The sequence below is a fragment of the Escherichia sp. WS1118 genome (assembly GCF_046487695.1).
GTDB lineage: Bacteria > Pseudomonadota > Gammaproteobacteria > Enterobacterales > Enterobacteriaceae > Escherichia > Escherichia coli.
Genome location: NZ_JBJQIZ010000014.1, coordinates 90,120 through 105,239, shown reverse-complemented (window position 1 = coordinate 105,239; position 15,120 = coordinate 90,120). Strand labels below are relative to the sequence as shown.

Genomic DNA, 15,120 nt, shown 5'->3' with positions numbered 1-15,120 from the left:
CCATGCCGAACTCAGAAGTGAAACGCCGTAGCGCCGATGGTAGTGTGGGGTCTCCCCATGCGAGAGTAGGGAACTGCCAGGCATCAAATTTAGCAGTAAGCCGGTCATAAACCGGTGGTTGTAAAAGAATTCGGTGGAGCGGTAGTTCAGTCGGTTAGAATACCTGCCTGTCACGCAGGGGGTCGCGGGTTCGAGTCCCGTCCGTTCCGCCACCCTAATTAGGGGCGTAGTTCAATTGGTAGAGCACCGGTCTCCAAAACCGGGTGTTGGGAGTTCGAGTCTCTCCGCCCCTGCCAGAAATCATCCTTAGCGAAAGCTAAGGATTTTTTTTATCTGAAATAACCCTCTCCGAAGTAAATCCTTCTACCGGCATCCTTGCCAGCCATTCAGATTAATACACTTCATCCAGCACGTTAATTTTCAATAGATCGCGAATCAACGCATTTTTATCGCTATTTTGTAGCCATATGGCATAAAGCGGCCGTGAAAGTGTTGTGCTATCGACAACGGTATGCAGGCCGCCTTTTTTACGTGCCCAACTGACGGGTAGCCAGGTGCAACCATTAAGCATCGCAATCTGTTGCTGTGCCAGTTCAGCAGAACTGGTTGTCAGAATGGGAACTTCGTCAGCACCGATCAAACCTGCCTCATGCTGTTGAAAGTCTGGCCCCCACTCTAGTCGCAGATAGTTAAGATCTCCCTTTAGTTTAGAAGGGGCACTGGTATAAAGCGCTAAAGTGAAATACCCCAGCAACTGACTACAAAATTCGTCCATTTTGGGGGCTTCAGTTGTAATAAGAAGATCAAGCTGGCGTTCATGCAACTGTTTTACCAGAGACTGCCGTTGGGCAATTCGCGCTTCGAACTGTAAGCCTGTATGGACATCCTGATTTTGATACAAGCGTCCCAGCCACTGATTAAGCATACACTCCCACAGCGAGGCGCTGGCACCGATAGAAAACTCATTATGTCGTGAGGTATGCGCCACCTCCTTGCGGGCGGCCTGCCAGGTGCTCATGAGCGTTTCTGCATAAGGCAGAAGCTTTTCTCCGGCAGCGGTTAAACGGATATTGTTTCTGTGGCGGGTGAAAAGATTCACACCCAGTTGATTTTCCAGTTGTCTGATTCGAAAGCTCACGGCTGATTGGGTCAGATAGAGCGATTCAGCCGCTCGACCAAAGTGACGCGTTCGGCTAACTTCCAGGAAAGTTTTTAACAATTCCGTATCCACAGTGCTCTCCGCAAAATTATTTGTCGTTATGATTTAAATGTTTTGTTTTACACTCTGTCAAGCGTAACTAATACTCCGCGCCATAACTAGCTCGGTCAAAGAATTAGGAGCGTGCAGGATGGCGGAAAGCTTTACGACGACTAATCGATATTTCGACAATAAACATTATCCACGTGGATTCTCTCGTCATGGTGACTTCACCATCAAAGAGGCACAACTGCTTGAGCGTCATGGTTATGCCTTCAATGAGTTGGATCTTGGCAAACGCGAGCCGGTTACCGAGGAAGAGAAACTCTTCGTAGCAGTATGCCGTGGCGAACGTGAACCAGTGACAGAAGCAGAACGCGTGTGGTCCAAGTATATGACGCGTATCAAGCGTCCAAAACGTTTTCACACCCTTTCCGGCGGTAAACCGCAGGTTGAAGGTGCTGAAGACTACACCGATTCTGACGATTAATAAAAAGGGCGAAATGCCCTTTTTTTATGTCAGTAGTTTTTGCAGATGGATGAGCAAACGGTCAATCGCACGATAGCTAACTGCCTCCTGCAAATGCTGACGTGTGATAATGTCAGACTGATCAATATCAGCAATGGTTCGTGCAACTTTCAATAACCGCTGCCAGGCACGAATCGATAACCCCAGATGGATCAGCGTTTCTTCCAGCCACTGCGCATCTTCGCTTTCAAGCTTGCAGAATTGGCGTATTTCCGGATTATCCAGCCAGGCGTTCAGTTTATTCTGCCGCTTAAATTGGCGCTCTCTGGCGGCCATTACACGTTGTTTAACGGTGGTGCTGTTTTCTCCCGGCACTACCGTTTTACTCAAAATGCCGGGGGGCGGTAATGGGATCTCCAGTGAGAGATCGAAGCGGTCGAGAAAGGGCCCCGAGAGCCGGTTGAGATAACGTAATGTCTGTTCTGGTGTGCAGCGGTTATGGTTTCCCTGATAATGTCCGGTAGGGCTGGGATTCATTGCCGCGACAAGCTGGAAACGGGCTGGATAGGTTATTTTTGCTCGTGTGCGTGAAAGATGGATCTGCCCGGATTCAATCGGCTCTCGCAAGGCATCCAGTGTACGCCGTTCAAATTCAGGTAGCTCATCAAGAAAAAGCACGCCGTTATGCGCCAGCGAAATTTCACCTGGCCCTGGAATTGCACCACCGCCCACCATCGCAGTTAACGACGCACTGTGATGAGGTGAGCGGAACGGGCGCTGCCGCCATTGTTTTTGTACTGATTCAGCATTTACCAGACTTAATATCGCAGCGCTCTCCAGTGCCTCTTCATTGCTTAAATCTGGCAAAAGGCCATTAATACGGCTGGCGAGCATTGTTTTACCTGTTCCCGGCGGTCCAATCAGTAAAAGGTTGTGCCCGCCAGCGGCGGTAATTTCCAGTCCTCGCTTTCCTTGCTCCTGACCGACAACATCACTGAGATCATGTTGTAGCGCCCGGGATACTGCATTAGTTGGTTTCGGGTGTTCGAGAGCGTGCTTACCTTCCAGAAACGCGCAGACAGCCTGCAGATGATCGGCTATCAGGCATCCTTCACCGTTAATTAGCCCCACTTCATCTTCGTTATCTTTCGCGACGATAATTTTTCTGCCCGACTTAATAGCTTCAGTTGCACTGGAGATTGCGCCGGGAACGCCACGCAGAGCGCCTGTAAGCGCCAGTTCTCCGACTAATTCATATTCATCTAACTTATTGGCTGTAAGCTGTTCTGAGGCCGCCAGTAACGCAATAGCGATAGGCAAATCATATCGTCCCCCTTCTTTTGGCAGATCGGCTGGAGCAAGGTTGATGGTGATTTTTTTCGCCGGATATTCATATCCGCTATTGATAATGGCGCTGCGCACGCGATCGCGAGCTTCTTTTACCGTTGTTTCTGGTAAGCCCACCATCGTTAAGCCTGGTAGACCTTTACTGATATGTACCTCAACAGTGATTGGGGGCGCATTTACTCCCAGGGCTGCGCGGGTATGAACAATTGACAGTGACATAAGCCCTCCTTGAGTCACCATTATGTGCATAAGATATCGCTGCTGTAGCCCGCTAATTCGTGAATTTTAGTGGCTGATTCCTGTTTATTTGTGCAAGTGAAGTTGAGTTGTTCTGGCGGTGGAATGATGCTCGCAAAAATGCAGCGGGCAAAGGATGAACTACGAGGAAGGGAACAACATTCATACTGAAATTGAATTTTTTTCACTCACTATTTTCTTTTTAAAAAACAACAATTTCTCTTGAAATTATTAAAGACATCATAAAAATCGGCCAAAAAATATCTTGTGCTATTCGCAAAATCTATGGTAACTCTTTAGGCATTCCTTCGAACAAGATGCAAGAAAAGACAAAATGACAGCCCTTCTACGAGTGATTAGCCTGGTCGTGATTAGCGTGGTGGTGATTATTATCCCACCGTGCGGGGCTGCACTTGGACGAGGAAAGGCTTAGAGATCAAGCCTTAACGAACTAAGACCCCCGCACCGAAAGGTCCGGGGGTTTTTTTTGACCTTAAAAACATAACTGAGGAGCAGACAATGAATAACAGCACAAAATTCTGTTTCTCAAGATTCAGGGCGGGGAACTAACTATGAATGGCGCACAGTGGGTGGTACATGCGTTGCGGGCACAGGGTGTGAACACCGTTTTCGGTTATCCGGGTGGCGCAATTATGCCGGTTTACGATGCATTGTATGACGGTGGCGTGGAACACTTGCTGTGCCGACACGAGCAAGGTGCAGCAATGGCGGCTATCGGTTATGCCCGTGCTACCGGCAAAACTGGCGTTTGCATCGCCACGTCTGGCCCAGGTGCAACCAACCTGATAACCGGGCTTGCGGACGCGCTGTTAGATTCCATCCCCGTTGTTGCTATCACCGGTCAGGTATCCGCACCGTTTATCGGCACTGACGCATTTCAGGAGGTGGATATTCTGGGGTTGTCGTTAGCCTGCACCAAGCACAGTTTCCTGGTGCAATCACTGGAAGAGTTACCGCGTATCATGGCCGAAGCGTTTGACGTCGCCAGCTCTGGTCGTCCTGGTCCGGTTTTGGTCGATATTCCAAAAGATATCCAGTTAGCCAGCGGCGATCTGGAACCGTGGTTCACCACTGTTGAAAACGAAGTGACTTTCTCACATGCCGAAGTCGAGCAAGCGCGTCAGATGCTGGCAAAAGCGCAAAAACCGATGCTGTACGTTGGCGGTGGCGTGGGCATGGCGCAGGCAGTTTCGGCTTTGCGTGAATTTCTCGCTGCCACAAAAATGCCTGCCACCTGTACGTTGAAAGGGCTGGGCGCAGTAGAAGCAGATTATCCGTACTATCTGGGCATGCTGGGGATGCACGGCACCAAAGCGGCGAACTTCGCAGTGCAGGAGTGCGATCTACTGATCGCCGTGGGCGCACGTTTTGATGACCGGGTGACTGGCAAACTGAACACCTTCGCACCACACGCCAGCGTTATCCATATGGATATCGATCCGGCAGAAATGAACAAGCTGCGTCAGGCACATGTGGCATTACAGGGTGATTTAAATGCTCTGTTACCAGCATTACAGCAGCCGTTAAATATCGATGACTGGCAGCAACACTGCGCGCAACTGCGTGATGAACATGTCTGGCGTTACGACCATCCTGGTGACGCTATCTACGCGCCGTTGTTGTTAAAACAACTGTCGGATCGTAAACCTGCTGATTGCATCGTGACCACAGATGTGGGGCAGCACCAGATGTGGGCTGCCCAGCACATCGTCCACACTCGCCCGGAAAACTTCATCACCTCCAGCGGCTTAGGCACCATGGGTTTCGGTTTACCGGCGGCGGTTGGCGCACAAGTCGCGCGACCGAACGATACTGTCGTCTGTATCTCCGGTGACGGCTCTTTCATGATGAATGTGCAAGAGCTGGGCACCGTAAAACGCAAGCAGTTACCGTTGAAAATCGTCTTACTCGATAACCAACGGTTAGGGATGGTTCGACAATGGCAGCAACTGTTTTTCCAGGAACGATACAGCGAAACCACCCTTACCGATAACCCCGATTTCCTCATGTTAGCCAGCGCCTTCGGCATCCCTGGCCAACACATCACCCATAAAGACCAGGTTGAAGCGGCACTCGACACCATGCTGAACAGTGATGGGCCATACCTGCTTCATGTCTCAATCGACGAATTTGAGAACGTCTGGCCGCTGGTGCCGCCTGGTGCCAGTAATTCTGAAATGTTGGAGAAATTATCATGATGCAACATCAGGTCAATGTATCGGCTCGCTTCAATCCGGAAACCTTAGAACGTGTTTTACGCGTGGTGCGTCATCGTGGTTTCCACGTCTGCTCAATGAATATGGCCGCCGCCAGCGATGCACAAAATATAAATATCGAATTGACCGTTGCCAGCCCACGGTCGGTCGACTTACTGTTTAGTCAGTTAAATAAACTGGTGGACGTCGCACACGTTGCTATCTGCCAGAGCACAACCACATCACAACAAATCCGCGCCTGAGCGCAAAAGGAATATAAAAATGACCACGAAGAAAGCTGATTACATTTGGTTCAATGGGGAGATGGTTCGCTGGGAAGACGCGAAGGTGCATGTGATGTCGCACGCGCTGCACTATGGCACCTCGGTTTTTGAAGGCATCCGTTGCTACGACTCGCACAAAGGACCGGTTGTATTCCGCCATCGTGAGCATATGCAGCGTCTGCATGACTCCGCCAAAATCTATCGTTTCCCGGTTTCGCAGAGCATTGATGAGCTGATGGAAGCTTGTCGCGACGTGATCCGCAAAAACAATCTCACCAGCGCCTATATCCGTCCGCTGATCTTCGTTGGTGATGTTGGCATGGGCGTAAACCCGCCAGCGGGATACTCAACCGACGTGATTATCGCCGCTTTCCCGTGGGGAGCGTATCTGGGCGCAGAAGCGCTGGAGCAGGGGATCGATGCGATGGTTTCCTCCTGGAACCGCGCAGCACCAAACACCATCCCGACGGCGGCAAAAGCCGGTGGTAACTACCTCTCTTCCCTGCTGGTGGGTAGCGAAGCGCGCCGCCACGGTTATCAGGAAGGTATCGCGTTGGATGTGAATGGTTACATCTCTGAAGGCGCAGGCGAAAACCTGTTTGAAGTGAAAGACGGCGTGCTGTTCACCCCACCGTTCACCTCATCCGCGCTGCCGGGTATTACCCGTGATGCCATCATCAAACTGGCAAAAGAGCTGGGAATTGAAGTGCGTGAGCAGGTGCTGTCGCGCGAATCCCTGTACCTGGCGGATGAAGTGTTTATGTCCGGTACGGCGGCAGAAATCACGCCAGTGCGCAGCGTAGACGGTATTCAGGTTGGCGAAGGCCGTTGTGGCCCGGTTACCAAACGCATTCAGCAAGCCTTCTTCGGCCTCTTCACTGGCGAAACCGAAGATAAATGGGGCTGGTTAGATCAAGTTAATCAATAAATACAAAAAATGGGACGGCACGCACCGTCCCATTTACGAGACAGACACTGGGAGTAAATAAAGTATGCCTAAGTACCGTTCCGCCACCACCACTCATGGTCGTAATATGGCGGGTGCTCGTGCGCTGTGGCGCGCCACCGGAATGACCGACGCCGATTTCGGTAAGCCGATTATCGCGGTTGTGAACTCGTTCACCCAATTTGTACCGGGTCACGTCCATCTACGCGATCTCGGTAAACTGGTTGCCGAACAAATTGAAGCGGCTGGCGGCGTTGCCAAAGAGTTCAACACCATTGCGGTGGATGATGGGATCGCTATGGGCCACGGGGGCATGCTTTATTCACTGCCATCTCGCGAACTGATCGCTGATTCCGTTGAATATATGGTCAACGCCCACTGCGCCGACGCCATGGTCTGCATCTCTAACTGCGACAAAATCACCCCGGGGATGCTGATGGCTTCCCTGCGCCTGAATATTCCGGTGATCTTTGTTTCCGGCGGCCCGATGGAGGCCGGGAAAACCAAGCTGTCCGATCAGATCATCAAACTCGATCTGGTTGATGCGATGATCCAGGGCGCAGACCCGAAAGTTTCTGACTCCCAGAGCGATCAGGTTGAACGATCCGCCTGCCCAACCTGCGGTTCCTGCTCCGGGATGTTTACTGCTAACTCAATGAACTGCCTGACCGAAGCGCTGGGCCTGTCGCAGCCGGGCAACGGCTCGCTGCTGGCAACCCACGCTGATCGCAAGCAACTGTTCCTCAATGCTGGTAAACGCATTGTTGAATTGACCAAACGTTACTACGAACAGGATGATGAAAGCGCACTGCCGCGTAACATCGCCAGTAAGGCGGCGTTTGAAAACGCCATGACGCTGGATATCGCGATGGGCGGCTCTACCAACACCGTTCTTCACCTACTGGCGGCGGCGCAGGAAGCGGAAATCGACTTCACCATGAGTGATATCGATAAGCTCTCCCGCAAAGTACCGCAGCTGTGTAAAGTTGCGCCGAGCACCCAAAAATACCATATGGAAGATGTTCACCGTGCTGGTGGTGTTATCGGTATTCTCGGCGAGCTGGATCGTGCGGGGTTACTGAACCGTGATGTGAAAAATGTACTTGGCCTGACGTTGCCGCAAACGCTGGAACAATACGACATCATCGTGACCCAGGATGATGCGGTAAAAAATATGTTCCGCGCTGGCCCGGCGGGCATTCGTACTACACAGGCATTCTCGCAGGATTGCCGCTGGGATACGCTGGACGACGATCGCTCCAATGGCTGTATCCGCTCGCTGGAACACGCCTACAGCAAAGACGGCGGCCTGGCGGTGCTCTACGGTAATTTCGCAGAAAACGGCTGCATCGTTAAAACCGCAGGCGTCGATGACAGCATCCTCAAATTCACTGGCCCGGCGAAAGTCTACGAAAGCCAGGACGACGCGGTAGAAGCGATTCTCGGCGGTAAAGTTGTCGCCGGAGATGTGGTAGTAATTCGCTATGAAGGCCCGAAAGGCGGTCCGGGGATGCAGGAAATGCTCTACCCAACCAGTTTCCTGAAATCAATGGGTCTCGGTAAAGCCTGTGCGCTGATCACCGACGGTCGTTTCTCTGGCGGCACCTCTGGTCTTTCCATCGGCCACGTCTCACCGGAAGCGGCAAGTGGCGGCAGCATTGGCCTGATTGAAGATGGTGACCTGATCGCTATCGACATTCCGAACCGTGGCATTCAGTTACAGGTAAGCGATGCCGAACTGGCGGCGCGTCGTGAAGCGCAGGAAGCTCGTGGCAACAAAGCCTGGACACCGAAAAATCGTGAACGTCAGGTTTCCTTTGCGCTGCGTGCCTACGCCAGCCTGGCAACCAGCGCCGACAAAGGCGCGGTGCGTGATAAATCGAAACTGGGGGGTTAATGATGGCAGACTCACAACCTCTCTCCGGCGCCCCGGAAGGCGCCGAATATTTAAGAGCGGTGCTGCGCGCGCCGGTCTACGAAGCGGCGCAGGTCACGCCGCTACAAAAAATGGAAAAACTCTCGTCGCGTCTTGATAACGTGATTCTGGTGAAGCGCGAAGATCGCCAGCCAGTGCACAGCTTTAAGCTTCGTGGCGCATACGCCATGATGGCGGGCCTGACGGAAGAACAGAAAGCGCACGGCGTGATTACCGCTTCTGCGGGTAACCACGCGCAGGGCGTCGCGTTTTCTTCCGCACGGTTAGGCGTGAAGGCGCTGATCGTCATGCCAACCGCCACCGCCGATATCAAAGTCGACGCGGTGCGCGGCTTTGGCGGCGAAGTGCTGCTTCACGGCGCAAATTTCGATGAAGCGAAAGCGAAAGCGATCGAACTGTCACAGCAGCAGGGTTTCACCTGGGTACCGCCGTTCGACCATCCGATGGTGATCGCCGGGCAAGGCACGCTGGCGCTGGAACTGCTCCAGCAGGACGCCCATCTCGACCGCGTATTTGTGCCAGTCGGCGGCGGCGGTCTGGCGGCGGGCGTGGCGGTACTGATCAAACAACTGATGCCGCAAATCAAAGTGATTGCCGTGGAAGCGGAAGACTCCGCCTGCCTGAAAGCGGCGCTGGATGCAGGTCATCCGGTTGATCTGCCACGCGTGGGGCTGTTTGCCGAAGGTGTTGCGGTGAAACGCATCGGCGACGAAACCTTCCGTTTATGCCAGGAGTATCTCGACGACATCATCACCGTCGATAGCGATGCCATATGTGCGGCGATGAAAGACCTGTTCGAAGATGTGCGCGCGGTGGCGGAACCCTCTGGCGCGCTGGCACTGGCGGGAATGAAAAAATATATCGCCCAGCACAACATTCGCGGTGAGCGGCTGGCGCATATTCTTTCTGGTGCTAACGTGAACTTTCACGGCCTGCGCTACGTCTCGGAACGTTGCGAACTGGGCGAACAGCGTGAAGCGTTGCTGGCGGTAACCATCCCGGAAGAGAAGGGCAGCTTCCTGAAGTTCTGCCAGCTGCTTGGCGGGCGCTCGGTCACCGAGTTCAACTACCGTTTTGCCGATGCCAAAAACGCCTGCATTTTTGTTGGTGTGCGCCTGAGCCGTGGTCTCGAAGAGCGCAAAGAAATTTTGCAGATGCTCAACGATGGCGGCTACAGCGTAGTGGATCTCTCCGACGACGAAATGGCGAAGCTGCATGTGCGCTATATGGTCGGCGGGCGTCCATCGCATCCGTTGCAGGAACGCCTCTACAGCTTCGAATTCCCGGAATCGCCGGGCGCGCTGTTGCGCTTCCTCAACACGCTGGGTACGCACTGGAACATTTCTTTGTTCCACTATCGCAGCCATGGCACCGACTACGGGCGCGTACTGGCGGCGTTCGAACTTGGCGACCATGAACCGGATTTCGAAACCCGGTTGAATGAGTTGGGTTACGATTGCCACGACGAAACCAATAACCCGGCGTTCAGGTTCTTTTTGGCGGGTTAATGGTTCGGCAAAATCTTCCAGAATGCCTCAATCAGCGGCTCATGTAGCCGCTTTTTCTGCACACACACGCCCAGTTCAAACGGCGTTTTCTCATCACTGCGCTCTAAAATCATCACGCGGTTACGCACCGGTTCCGGGCTGTTTTCCAGCACCACTTCCGGCAACAAGGCCACGCCACAGCCGAGCGCTACCATCGACACCATCGCTTCATGCCCGCCGACCGTAGCGTAAATCATCGGGTTGCTGATTTTGTTGCGTCGAAACCACAGTTCAATGCGCCGGCGCACCGGTCCCTGATCGGCCATGATAAACGGTACTGTAGACCAGTCCGGCTTCTCTGCCGAGACCTGATTACGCACCGGGCAGGGTAGCGCGGGGGCAATCAGCACTACTGCCAGATTCTCCAGCATCGAAAATGCCACTGCGCCGGGCAAGGTTTCCGGCTTCCCGGCAATCGCCAGATCCGCTTCGCCAGTGACGACCTTTTCCATCGCATCTGCCGCATCACCAGTCGTGAGTTTAATCTCCACCGACGGGTGTTCCGCGCGGAAGCGATCGAGAATCGGCGGCAGATGGCTGTAGGCAGCGGTCACCGAGCAGAAGATATGTAATTCGCCAGAGAGCGACGGTCCTTGCTGATCGATGGTGTGGCGCAGCTGTTGATACTGCAACAGCGTTTGCTGGGCGAAAACGCGCAGTTCTTCGCCTGCTTCGGTTAGCGTTACCGTGCGGTTATCGCGCACAAACAGCGGCTGACCGAGATCGTCTTCCAGGCGCTGAATCTGCCGAGAGAGCGTGGACGGGCTAACGTGCATTGCCCGCGCGCTGCGGCCAAAATGGCGGCTTTCCGCCAGATGCAGGAAGGTTTTCAGATCGCGTAAATCCAATGGCGCAGCCCTTAATGTTGACGTTGCAGAAATTGCAATGTGACGTTGTGAATATATCAATTTCCGCAATAAATTTCCTGTCATATAGTGAATTCAATCTCGCAAACGCGAACCGAACAATAAGAAGCACAACATCACGAGGAATCACCATGGCTAACTACTTCAATACACTGAATCTGCGCCAGCAGCTGGCACAGCTGGGCAAATGTCGCTTTATGGGGCGCGATGAATTCGCCGATGGCGCGAGCTACCTTCAGGGTAAAAAAGTAGTCATCGTCGGCTGTGGCGCACAGGGTCTGAACCAGGGCCTGAACATGCGTGATTCTGGTCTGGATATTTCCTACGCTCTGCGTAAAGAAGCGATTGCCGAAAAGCGCGCATCCTGGCGTAAAGCGACCGAAAACGGTTTTAAAGTGGGTACTTACGAAGAACTGATCCCGCAGGCGGATCTGGTGGTTAACCTGACGCCAGACAAGCAGCACTCTGACGTAGTGCGTTCCGTTCAGCCGCTGATGAAAGACGGCGCGGCGCTGGGCTACTCTCATGGTTTCAATATCGTAGAAGTGGGTGAGCAGATCCGTAAAGACATCACCGTCGTAATGGTTGCGCCGAAATGCCCTGGCACCGAAGTACGTGAAGAGTACAAACGTGGATTCGGCGTACCGACGCTGATTGCCGTTCACCCGGAAAACGATCCGAAAGGCGAAGGCATGGCGATCGCTAAAGCATGGGCGGCTGCAACCGGCGGTCACCGTGCGGGCGTTCTGGAATCCTCTTTCGTTGCGGAAGTGAAATCTGACCTGATGGGCGAGCAAACCATCCTGTGCGGTATGTTGCAAGCTGGTTCTCTGCTGTGCTTCGACAAGCTGGTGGAAGAAGGCACCGATCCGGCATACGCAGAAAAACTGATTCAGTTCGGTTGGGAAACCATCACCGAAGCGCTGAAACAGGGCGGCATCACCCTGATGATGGACCGTCTTTCTAACCCGGCGAAACTGCGTGCTTACGCGCTTTCTGAGCAACTGAAAGAGATCATGGCGCCGCTGTTCCAGAAACATATGGACGACATCATCTCCGGCGAATTCTCCTCCGGCATGATGGCTGACTGGGCCAACGACGATAAGAAACTGCTGACCTGGCGTGAAGAGACTGGCAAAACCGCATTCGAAACCGCGCCGCAGTATGAAGGCAAAATCGGTGAACAGGAGTACTTCGATAAAGGCGTACTGATGATCGCGATGGTAAAAGCAGGCGTTGAGTTGGCGTTTGAAACCATGGTTGATTCCGGCATCATCGAAGAATCTGCTTACTATGAATCACTGCACGAACTGCCGCTGATTGCCAACACCATCGCCCGTAAGCGTCTGTACGAAATGAACGTGGTTATCTCCGATACTGCCGAGTACGGTAACTATCTGTTCTCTTACGCTTGTGTGCCACTGCTGAAACCGTTTATGGCAGAGCTGCAACCGGGCGACCTGGGTAAAGCTATTCCGGAAGGTGCGGTAGATAACGCGCAGCTGCGTGATGTAAATGAAGCGATTCGCAGCCATGCGATTGAGCAGGTAGGTAAGAAACTGCGCGGCTATATGACGGATATGAAACGTATTGCTGTTGCGGGTTAATAGCGATTCAGAGTTCAAGGCCTTCTCCCGGAGAAGGCCTTTCTGTTAGTTACGGTACAGCACTTTAATGATGTGGTAACCGAATTGCGTGTGCAGTGGACCCGTTGGCTCCAGCACCGGGCAGGAGAACACCACTTTATCGAACGCCGGAACCATCTGGCCCTGGCGGAATTCACCTAAATCACCGCCGCGTTTGCCTGACGGGCAGATGGAGTGTTTTTTCGCCAGTTTACTGAAGTCGGCACCGTTCTTAATCTGCTCCAGAAGATCCAGAGCCAGTTTCTCTTCTTTAACAAGGATATGCAGTGCTGCTGCTGTTTTTGCCATGATCGTGCCTTGAGTGGGGTGGTTGAGGCTGGCTATACTACCATGCTCTAAATTTCCCCTCCCTACTTTCATTGAGTGATCTGTATGCGTTTAAACCCCGGACAACAACAAGCCGTCGAATTCGTCACCGGACCTTGCCTGGTGCTGGCGGGGGCGGGTTCCGGTAAGACGCGAGTGATCACCAATAAAATCGCTCACCTGATTCGTGGTTGCGGCTATCAGGCGCGGCATATTGCGGCAGTCACCTTTACCAACAAAGCGGCGCGCGAGATGAAAGAGCGTGTGGCGCAGACGCTGGGGCGCAAAGAGGCGCGAGGGTTGATGATCTCCACCTTCCACACGCTTGGGCTGGATATTATCAAGCGCGAATATGCGGCGTTGGGGATGAAGTCGAACTTCTCACTGTTTGATGATACCGATCAGGTGGCGCTGCTGAAGGAGTTGACTGACGGGCTTATCGAAGATGATAAGCTCATACTTCAGCAATTGATCTCGACGATCTCCAACTGGAAAAACGATCTTATGACCCCGGTGCAGGCGGCAGCCAGCGCCAAAGGCGAGCGCGACCGTATTTTTGCCCACTGTTACGGCCTGTACGACGCGCATATGAAGGCGTGCAATGTGCTGGATTTCGATGATCTGATTCTGCTACCGACGCTACTGCTTCAACGTAATGAAGAGGTGCGTGAGCGCTGGCAGAATAAAATTCGTTATCTGCTGGTGGATGAGTATCAGGACACCAATACCAGCCAGTACGAACTGGTTAAGCTGTTGGTAGGAAAGCGTGCGCGTTTTACCGTGGTGGGTGATGACGATCAGTCAATCTATTCATGGCGCGGCGCACGTCCGCAGAACCTGGTCCTGTTGAGCAAAGATTTTCCGGCGCTGCAGGTGGTTAAGCTGGAGCAAAACTACCGTTCTTCCGGGCGTATCCTGAAAGCAGCGAATATTCTTATCGCTAATAACCCGCATGTCTTTGAAAAGCGACTCTTTTCTGAGCTGGGTTACGGCGCTGAACTTAAAGTATTAAGCGCGAATAACGAGGAACATGAAGCCGAGCGCGTCACCGGCGAGCTGATCGCCCATCACTTCGTCAATAAAACGCAGTACAAAGATTACGCCATTCTTTATCGCGGCAACCATCAGTCGCGGGTATTTGAAAAATTCCTGATGCAAAACCGCATCCCGTACAAAATATCTGGCGGTACGTCGTTTTTCTCTCGTCCTGAAATCAAGGACTTGCTGGCTTATCTGCGCGTGCTGACTAACCCGGACGATGACAGCGCATTTCTGCGTATCGTTAACACGCCGAAGCGAGAGATTGGCCCGGCGACGCTGAAAAAGCTAGGTGAATGGGCGATGACGCGCAATAAAAGCATGTTTACCGCCAGCTTTGATATGGGCCTGAGTCAGACCCTGAGCGGACGTGGTTATGAAGCATTGACCCGCTTCACTCACTGGTTGGCGGAAATCCAGCGTCTGGCGGAGCGGGAGCCGATTGCCGCGGTGCGTGATCTGATCCACGGCATGGATTATGAATCCTGGCTGTACGAAACATCGCCCAGCCCGAAAGCCGCCGAAATGCGCATGAAGAACGTCAACCAACTGTTTAGCTGGATGACGGAGATGCTCGAAGGCAGCGAACTGGATGAGCCGATGACGCTCACCCAGGTGGTGACGCGCTTTACTTTGCGCGACATGATGGAGCGCGGCGAGAGCGAGGAAGAGCTGGATCAGGTGCAACTGATGACTCTGCACGCGTCGAAAGGGCTGGAGTTTCCCTATGTCTACATGGTTGGTATGGAAGAAGGGTTTTTGCCCCACCAGAGCAGCATCGATGAAGACAATATTGATGAGGAGCGGCGGCTGGCCTATGTCGGCATTACCCGCGCCCAGAAGGAATTGACCTTTACGCTGTGTAAAGAACGCCGTCAGTACGGCGAACTGGTGCGCCCGGAGCCGAGCCGCTTCCTGCTGGAGCTGCCGCAGGATGATTTGATTTGGGAACAGGAGCGCAAAGTGGTCAGCGCCGAAGAACGGATGCTGAAAGGGCAAAGTCATTTGGCAAATCTGAAAGCGATGATGGCAGCAAAACGAGGGAAATAATCAAGGCCGGAAAAGATGTGTCAGCATCGCATCC

The 15,120-nt window shown here is 53.1% G+C and carries 14 protein-coding genes and 2 tRNA genes; 12 read left to right on the top strand and 4 right to left on the bottom strand.

The genetic code is table 11. The features are described 5' to 3' along the window. Nucleotides 1-135 precede the first annotated feature (135 nt). Nucleotides 136-212 (top strand) — tRNA-Asp (locus tag ACJHYO_RS20445). Nucleotides 213-220: 8 nt separating this feature from the next. Then, a tRNA-Trp gene (locus ACJHYO_RS20440) sits at nt 221-296 on the top strand. A gap of 95 nt (nt 297-391) precedes the next feature. Here the strand turns inward: ACJHYO_RS20440 and hdfR are convergent. Next, entirely contained in the window at nt 392-1,231 is an 840-nt protein-coding gene (gene hdfR, locus ACJHYO_RS20435; protein ID WP_000379257.1) for an HTH-type transcriptional regulator HdfR, read from the bottom strand. A gap of 118 nt (nt 1,232-1,349) precedes the next feature. Between hdfR and maoP the strand changes: the two genes are divergently transcribed. Then, entirely contained in the window at nt 1,350-1,688 is a 339-nt protein-coding gene (gene maoP, locus ACJHYO_RS20430) for a macrodomain Ori organization protein MaoP (RefSeq protein ID WP_000841001.1), read from the top strand. 24 nt (nt 1,689-1,712) lie between these two features. Here the strand turns inward: maoP and ACJHYO_RS20425 are convergent, their stop codons facing one another. Then, nucleotides 1,713-3,233: a YifB family Mg chelatase-like AAA ATPase gene (locus ACJHYO_RS20425; protein ID WP_000058957.1), complete on the bottom strand. Its 1,521-nt coding sequence runs from the start codon at nt 3,231-3,233 to the stop codon at nt 1,713-1,715. Nucleotides 3,234-3,585: 352 nt separating this feature from the next. Here ACJHYO_RS20425 and ilvL point away from each other — a divergent pair, with 352 nt between their 5' ends. The 7 genes from ilvL to ilvA all read left to right on the top strand — a co-directional run bounded on the left by ilvL (nt 3,586) and on the right by ilvA (nt 10,141). Beyond that, nucleotides 3,586-3,684: an ilv operon leader peptide gene (gene ilvL, locus ACJHYO_RS20420; protein WP_001311244.1), complete on the top strand. Its 99-nt coding sequence runs from the start codon at nt 3,586-3,588 to the stop codon at nt 3,682-3,684. Between the two features lie 86 nt (nt 3,685-3,770). After that, on the top strand, nt 3,771-3,821 hold the full coding sequence (gene ilvX / locus ACJHYO_RS20415) for a peptide IlvX (protein WP_106378965.1): 51 nt from the start codon (nt 3,771-3,773) through the stop codon (nt 3,819-3,821). Nucleotides 3,822-3,823: 2 nt separating this feature from the next. Beyond that, nucleotides 3,824-5,470: an acetolactate synthase 2 catalytic subunit gene (gene ilvG / locus ACJHYO_RS20410; RefSeq protein WP_085455613.1), complete on the top strand. Its 1,647-nt coding sequence runs from the start codon at nt 3,824-3,826 to the stop codon at nt 5,468-5,470. Next, nucleotides 5,467-5,730, top strand: coding sequence for an acetolactate synthase 2 small subunit (ilvM, locus tag ACJHYO_RS20405; protein WP_000983255.1), 264 nt, complete (start codon nt 5,467-5,469; stop codon nt 5,728-5,730). The genes ilvG and ilvM overlap by 4 nt, the downstream gene beginning before the upstream one ends. 19 nt (nt 5,731-5,749) lie before the next feature. After that, nucleotides 5,750-6,679 carry a branched-chain-amino-acid transaminase gene (ilvE, locus tag ACJHYO_RS20400; RefSeq protein WP_000208520.1) on the top strand — a complete coding sequence of 310 codons (930 nt, stop codon included), beginning with the start codon at nt 5,750-5,752 and terminating at the stop codon, nt 6,677-6,679. Between the two features lie 64 nt (nt 6,680-6,743). Then, nucleotides 6,744-8,594 (top strand): dihydroxy-acid dehydratase, encoded by a 1,851-nt coding sequence (ilvD, locus tag ACJHYO_RS20395; RefSeq protein WP_001127372.1) that lies wholly within the window; start codon nt 6,744-6,746, stop codon nt 8,592-8,594. A 2-nt stretch (nt 8,595-8,596) separates the two neighbouring features. Next, complete coding sequence (gene ilvA, locus ACJHYO_RS20390) at nt 8,597-10,141, top strand: threonine ammonia-lyase, biosynthetic (protein ID WP_000785599.1); 1,545 nt, start codon at nt 8,597-8,599, stop codon at nt 10,139-10,141. On the opposite strand, the gene ilvY is transcribed toward ilvA, so the two are convergent. Beyond that, nucleotides 10,138-11,028, bottom strand: a complete 891-nt coding sequence (gene ilvY, locus ACJHYO_RS20385; protein ID WP_000365764.1) for an HTH-type transcriptional activator IlvY — start codon at nt 11,026-11,028, stop codon at nt 10,138-10,140. The genes ilvA and ilvY overlap by 4 nt on opposite strands. Before the next feature lie 149 nt (nt 11,029-11,177). On the opposite strand from ilvY, the gene ilvC reads away from it, so the two are divergent. Further along, on the top strand, nt 11,178-12,653 hold the full coding sequence (ilvC, locus tag ACJHYO_RS20380) for a ketol-acid reductoisomerase (RefSeq protein ID WP_001296589.1): 1,476 nt from the start codon (nt 11,178-11,180) through the stop codon (nt 12,651-12,653). A gap of 45 nt (nt 12,654-12,698) precedes the next feature. On the opposite strand, the gene ppiC is transcribed toward ilvC, so the two are convergent. Further along, nucleotides 12,699-12,980, bottom strand: a complete 282-nt coding sequence (ppiC, locus tag ACJHYO_RS20375) for a peptidylprolyl isomerase PpiC (RefSeq protein ID WP_001140253.1) — start codon at nt 12,978-12,980, stop codon at nt 12,699-12,701. A gap of 84 nt (nt 12,981-13,064) precedes the next feature. On the opposite strand from ppiC, the gene rep reads away from it, so the two are divergent. Beyond that, entirely contained in the window at nt 13,065-15,086 is a 2,022-nt protein-coding gene (gene rep / locus ACJHYO_RS20370) for a DNA helicase Rep (protein ID WP_089638565.1), read from the top strand. Nucleotides 15,087-15,120 lie beyond the last annotated feature (34 nt).

Coding starts and splice junctions, on each gene's coding strand:
- ppiC (WP_001140253.1), bottom strand. CDS start 12,980: ATGGCAAAAACAGCAGCAGCACTGCATATCCTTGTTAAAGAAGAGAAA.
- ilvA (WP_000785599.1), top strand. CDS start 8,597: ATGGCAGACTCACAACCTCTCTCCGGCGCCCCGGAAGGCGCCGAATAT.
- ilvM (WP_000983255.1), top strand. CDS start 5,467: ATGATGCAACATCAGGTCAATGTATCGGCTCGCTTCAATCCGGAAACC.
- ilvC (WP_001296589.1), top strand. CDS start 11,178: ATGGCTAACTACTTCAATACACTGAATCTGCGCCAGCAGCTGGCACAG.
- rep (WP_089638565.1), top strand. CDS start 13,065: ATGCGTTTAAACCCCGGACAACAACAAGCCGTCGAATTCGTCACCGGA.
- ACJHYO_RS20425 (WP_000058957.1), bottom strand. CDS start 3,233: ATGTCACTGTCAATTGTTCATACCCGCGCAGCCCTGGGAGTAAATGCG.
- ilvG (WP_085455613.1), top strand. CDS start 3,824: ATGAATGGCGCACAGTGGGTGGTACATGCGTTGCGGGCACAGGGTGTG.
- ilvL (WP_001311244.1), top strand. CDS start 3,586: ATGACAGCCCTTCTACGAGTGATTAGCCTGGTCGTGATTAGCGTGGTG.
- maoP (WP_000841001.1), top strand. CDS start 1,350: ATGGCGGAAAGCTTTACGACGACTAATCGATATTTCGACAATAAACAT.
- ilvE (WP_000208520.1), top strand. CDS start 5,750: ATGACCACGAAGAAAGCTGATTACATTTGGTTCAATGGGGAGATGGTT.
- ilvD (WP_001127372.1), top strand. CDS start 6,744: ATGCCTAAGTACCGTTCCGCCACCACCACTCATGGTCGTAATATGGCG.